Annotated in this window: 6 protein-coding genes; 3 read left to right on the forward strand and 3 right to left on the reverse strand. The window is 35.9% G+C overall.

The window, feature by feature from the left end; translation table 11 throughout:
- Window positions 1–280: 280 nt before the first annotated feature.
- Window positions 281–664, forward strand: a complete 384-nt coding sequence (locus tag TJ68_RS00870) for a DUF2614 family zinc ribbon-containing protein (protein ID WP_040928234.1) — start codon at window positions 281–283, stop codon at window positions 662–664.
- A 12-nt stretch (window positions 665–676) separates the two neighbouring features.
- Here the strand turns inward: TJ68_RS00870 and perR are convergent, their stop codons facing one another.
- The 3 genes from perR to bcp form a co-directional block, all read right to left on the reverse strand.
- Window positions 677–1,123: a peroxide-responsive transcriptional repressor PerR gene (perR, locus tag TJ68_RS00875; RefSeq protein WP_040928235.1), complete on the reverse strand. Its 447-nt coding sequence runs from the start codon at window positions 1,121–1,123 to the stop codon at window positions 677–679.
- Between the two features lie 72 nt (window positions 1,124–1,195).
- The gene (locus TJ68_RS00880; RefSeq protein WP_040928236.1) at window positions 1,196–2,137 is read right to left on the reverse strand and encodes an NAD(P)-dependent oxidoreductase; all 942 of its coding nucleotides are present in this window, start codon (window positions 2,135–2,137) and stop codon (window positions 1,196–1,198) included.
- A gap of 1 nt (window position 2,138) precedes the next feature.
- Window positions 2,139–2,585 (reverse strand): thioredoxin-dependent thiol peroxidase, encoded by a 447-nt coding sequence (bcp, locus tag TJ68_RS00885; RefSeq protein WP_040928237.1) that lies wholly within the window; start codon window positions 2,583–2,585, stop codon window positions 2,139–2,141.
- Window positions 2,586–2,725: 140 nt separating this feature from the next.
- On the opposite strand from bcp, the gene TJ68_RS00890 reads away from it, so the two are divergent.
- Together TJ68_RS00890 and TJ68_RS00895 are read left to right on the forward strand one after the other, a co-directional pair.
- Window positions 2,726–4,018 carry a glutamate-1-semialdehyde 2,1-aminomutase gene (locus TJ68_RS00890; RefSeq protein WP_040928238.1) on the forward strand — a complete coding sequence of 431 codons (1,293 nt, stop codon included), beginning with the start codon at window positions 2,726–2,728 and terminating at the stop codon, window positions 4,016–4,018.
- 11 nt (window positions 4,019–4,029) lie between these two features.
- On the forward strand, window positions 4,030–5,136 hold the full coding sequence (locus tag TJ68_RS00895) for an FUSC family protein (protein ID WP_040928239.1): 1,107 nt from the start codon (window positions 4,030–4,032) through the stop codon (window positions 5,134–5,136).
- Window positions 5,137–5,142: the final 6 nt, after the last annotated feature.

Below are 5,142 nucleotides of genomic sequence, written 5' to 3' on the forward strand. Positions count from 1 at the left end.
TTGTTTTTGCGTCGCTGTGAAGCGAACACCCCTTAACTATATCAAGTAGGTTTTATCTTGTCAACACTTTTTAAAAATTATTTTTAAAAGTTTTTGATTTGATGATATGTTACTTGATTTTTGTCGCCGTTACTGAAGCGACTACTCTATAATAACACCTTGGAAAATATAGTCAAGAGTTTTTATAAGTTTTTTTAAAAATTAATTCGTCTGAAGAAAGACTTTCTCTATAATACAATATAAAATGATTTTTGTATATAATAAGTTTTGAGGTGAAACTATGAGACTTCCAGGTAATAAGATATTACGTATACGTGGATGGGCACTCGCATTAATTTTTATCGGTATGATTATTATGTATGCGGGAATGTTCTTTAGATCGACGCCATGGTTAATGCTGATCTTTTTAATACTCGGTGTAATACCGATTCTTTTAAGTTTTGTTATTTACTTTTACGTCGGCATGATTAGTGCACGTGCAGTGAGAGTACAATGTCCAAACTGCGGTAAACATACAAAGATTTTAGGCACAGTCGATTATTGTCAACATTGTAAAGAGCCATTAACTTTAGATAAAGATCTAGAGGGCGAAGAATTTAACATCGACTACAATGTAAAACATCGACGCGAAAAACTTAAATCACAATTAAAAAAAGAAGATTAGAAGTTAAAACTTCTAATCTTCTTTTTTGTTACATGTTCGGCATCGACCATATAGCTCTAGTCTATGCCCGTCGACTTCCATACCTGTTAAAAGACTTGCGAGTTCTTCCACTTCTTCAAGTGCTGGATATTGAAAGTCCATAATCTTACCACAGTCTTTACATATGACGTGATAATGAGGTGACGTTTTAAAATCAAATCGGCTTGACGCATCCCCATATGTTAACTCTGTAACTAAACCGACTTCCTTAAATAGTTTTAAGTTATTGTAAACTGTCGCAACACTCATATTTTTATGGTTATGAGACAATGCTTTAAAAATTTCATCTGCAGTCGGGTGAGTTTCTGTTTCAATTAAATACTCTAGCACTGCTTTACGTTGTGGAGTAATTCTAACGCCCGTCTCTTTTAACTTTTCAATCGACTCATTAAACATTGTATCGCAATCGATAATTGTCATAGGGATTAACCTACTTTCGTTACATATATATAACAACAGTTTACAAATAACTCATTCACTATGTCAAATAAGTTAATATCCTTTCTCATAAGAAACGACATTAAATAGTTCTTCGTCGTTTAAGTAATTTTCGAGGTTATCTAAAAACATATCGAGTGCGCGTTCAGTATATCGCTCTGTTCTTGCACTACCGTGTGGCGTAATCGTCACGTTATCATATTCATAAATGAACGCATCCTCTTTTAGTGGTTCATCGTTAAAGACGTCGAGTATTAAATGTGCTACGAGTTTTTTATCTAACACGTGTTTTAATGTCTCGTCTTCGATGAGATCTCCACGCCCAATATTTACGAATACCGCTTCCTCATCCATATGTTTAAAGAAATCTATATCGACAGATCCTCTCGTCTTTTTCGTACTCGGTAATATACTTACGACAAAATCTGCTTCACTCAGTCTATTCTTTACGTCATCAATACTTTCAGTTTCGTCGAAGTAATCGACATCTCTACCACTCGTATTAAAACCGATCACTTTTACATGAAACGCTTTTAACAGTCGCGCAAGCTCTTTACCGATTTCACCTGTTCCAAGTATAATCGCTGTTTTACCGTAGAGTTCTCCGCCTGTTAATTTATAATCCCATTTTTTGTTCTTTTGATTATCATACGCTTCATATAACTTCTTATAATGTGCTAATAGTAATCCAATCGTATATTCAGCCATCGGTATTTTATGAATACCACTCACATTTGTAATGACTTTATCTTCATATAATGATTCTGGAATATTATCGACACCAGCACTCATGACGTTTATCCATTTAACTGATTGTAAAAGATCTACCATATCTTCTTTTAAATTCCCACCGTACGTATTAAAAACGTCAACGTCTTTTAGTAAGTCTTCAGTTAAATCTTCTTTATTAGAAACGTATTTAAATTCAACACCTTTATCTTCTAGCTGTTTTAATTTACGTTCATCTAGTTCTGCATTTGATAAAATTTTTACCATATTATCCCTCTTTTAAAAACTCTAGTAGTTGTTCGACATGTTTTTTCGGACTCACTTTGTCAAAACGTTTTACGATTTCGTTATTTTCATTCACGATAAATGTCGTACGGACAATACCTCGTACTTTTTTACCGAATACTGTCTTGTCTCCAATCACACCAGCTTCACTCGCGAGTTCATTATTTTCGTCAACGAGCAAATCAAAATTTAAGTCTTTTTTCTCGATAAATTTTTGGTGAGACTCTTTACTATCTCCACTGACACCATATACCGTAACATCTAAATCGTTAAACGCTTCTATATTATCGCGTAAATCACACGCCTGAGTTGTACATCCAGGTGTATTATCTTTTGGATAAAAGTAAATGACTGTTAACCCTTTTAAATCGTCGTTAGTAATAATATCTCCATTTTGATTTTCTAATTTAAATTGTGGAAACTGTTCCATCTCTATCGCTCCTAAATTCAAGTGTTTCTTTTTCTATACCTTATATATGAACATTTTAAACGTCTATCTTCTTAATTAAAGAGTGCGTGTAAATATGTTACTATATAAATAATAATCTCATATTAAAGGATGACCCATATATGTATAGTCATAAAAATTCAGAACAGTTTAGAAATCGTGCAGAAAACATTATATTAGGCGGGGTTAACTCTCCATCACGATCATATAAAGCAGTCGGTGGCGGTGCACCGGTTGTGATGGACCGCGCGGAAGGTGCGTACTTTTATGATATCGATGGTAACAAGTACATCGATTATTTAGCAGCGTACGGACCAATTATTACAGGACACGGACATCCACATATTCATAAAGCGATCGTCGAACAAAGCCAAAAAGGGATTCTTTACGGTACGACGACGAAAGAAGAAGTACTATTTGCTGAAAAAATTCAAAGTGCAATGCCAAACTTAGAACGTATTCGTTTTGTAAACTCAGGTACTGAAGCCGTCATGACGACGATTCGTGTCGCACGTGCGTATACGAAACGTAACAAAATCGTTAAATTTGAAGGTTGCTACCACGGACATTCCGATTTAGTATTAGTCGCAGCAGGAAGTGGCCCAGCTCAACTCGGTACACCTGACTCTGCAGGTGTTCCTGAAGCTGTTGCGAAAGATATGATTACCGTTCCATTTAACGATATCGACGGATTAAAACAAGCGTTTGAACGTTTTGGAGATGAAATTGCTGGCGTGTTAGTCGAACCAATCGTCGGTAACTTCGGTATCGTCGAGCCAAAAGATGGATTCTTAGAAGCAGTCAATGAAATTACGCATCAACACGGTGCACTCGTCATCTATGACGAAGTCATTACAGCGTTTAGATTTATGTACGGAGGCGCACAAGATTTACTCGGTGTAAAACCAGATTTAACAGCACTCGGTAAAATTATCGGTGGCGGTACTCCGATCGGCGCATACGGTGGACGTAAAGATATTATGGAATCAGTCGCTCCACTTGGCCCTGCATATCAAGCAGGTACGATGGCAGGTAACCCGTTATCGATGGCTGCTGGAATCGCATGTTTAGAAGTATTAGAGCAAGACGGTGTGTATGAAGAATTAGAACGTAAAGGCAAACGATTAGTTGAAGGTATTGAATCATTAATTGAAGAATACAATATAAAAGCAGTTGTAAACCGTAAAGTTGGTGCTTTTTCAATTTATTTTACAGATAAAACAGTAACGGATTATATCGGTGCAGAAGATACTGACGGTGAAGCATTTAGTACATTCTTTAACGGATTAATTCGCCGTGGTATTAATATCGCACCTTCTAAATATGAAGCTTGGTTTATTACAACTGAACATACAGATCAAGATATCGAAGATACGCTTAACATTATTGAAGCGGTCTTTAAAGAAGACTTTTAGGAGATGGTGCTATGAAGTTTGGCGCCCGAATATTAAAAACGGGAATCGCGGTCGTTTTAACATTACTCGTCGTGCAATTGCTCGGTTTAACACCAGGGTTAATCGCTGGTATCGCTGCAGTGAACGCACTACAACCAAACGTGCACCGCAGCATTTCTCAAACGTGGAACCAGTTTAGAGGAAACATTATCGGTGCGATTTCAGCGATCGTCATGGTTCTTTTATTTGAAAGTAACTTAATCGTCATCGGTTTAACGATTATACTCGTACTTTCTATACTCATATTTTTCAATTTACAAAGTGTGTCGAGTCTTGCTGTCGTTACAGTAATCGCAATTATGGATGAACCTCTCGGTGCTGACATGACGACTGGTGATTTTTTACAAACAGCAATTATTCGATTTTCACTCGTAATGATTGGGGTATTATGTGCGTTAGTCATTAACTTATTTATAATCCCACCTAAATATGAAGACCGATTATATAATCACTCTGCCGTCATTAGTAACGACATATTTAAACTCATTCGATTAGAGTTAAACGGTGCGAGTGACGCAATCACTATTCGTAAAGATGTGAAATCACTCGATAAACGCGTCACTAAATTAGAAACATTATACGCCTGGTACGAAGAAGAAAAACCATACCTCAGAAAAACGAAACTCGGTGACTTACGTAGTAAAATATTATTTAGACAAGTCGTTCAGATGACGCGTAACGCGTGGTACGTGTTAGAAAGTTTAAACAAACTTGAAAACGACTATAAATATTTAACTGAAGACTTTATTAACCGAATTCGCTATGAAATGGACCAACTCATCGCGTATCATGAACAAGTTTTACTCAAAATTTCTGAGAAAATTCCACCAGAAACGTCAGAGTATTACCAAGATAATCTATACCATTATGAAAACACGCTAATCGAACACTTTTTAGATGATTATCATAAACTCATTAATGAAGACGTTCGATTACGATACGAAAACATTTTAAACAGTATTACCGCAATCAATGAGTACCATACGTCTATAGAGAATGCGGATCGTATTACAAATAGCTACTTTAAATATCACGCAAATGACGAAGATCTATCAATTACTGAAGAAACTTTAGATTAAAAAAAC

The sequence above is a fragment of the Nosocomiicoccus massiliensis genome, from assembly GCF_000438455.1.
Lineage (GTDB): Bacteria > Bacillota > Bacilli > Staphylococcales > Salinicoccaceae > Nosocomiicoccus > Nosocomiicoccus massiliensis.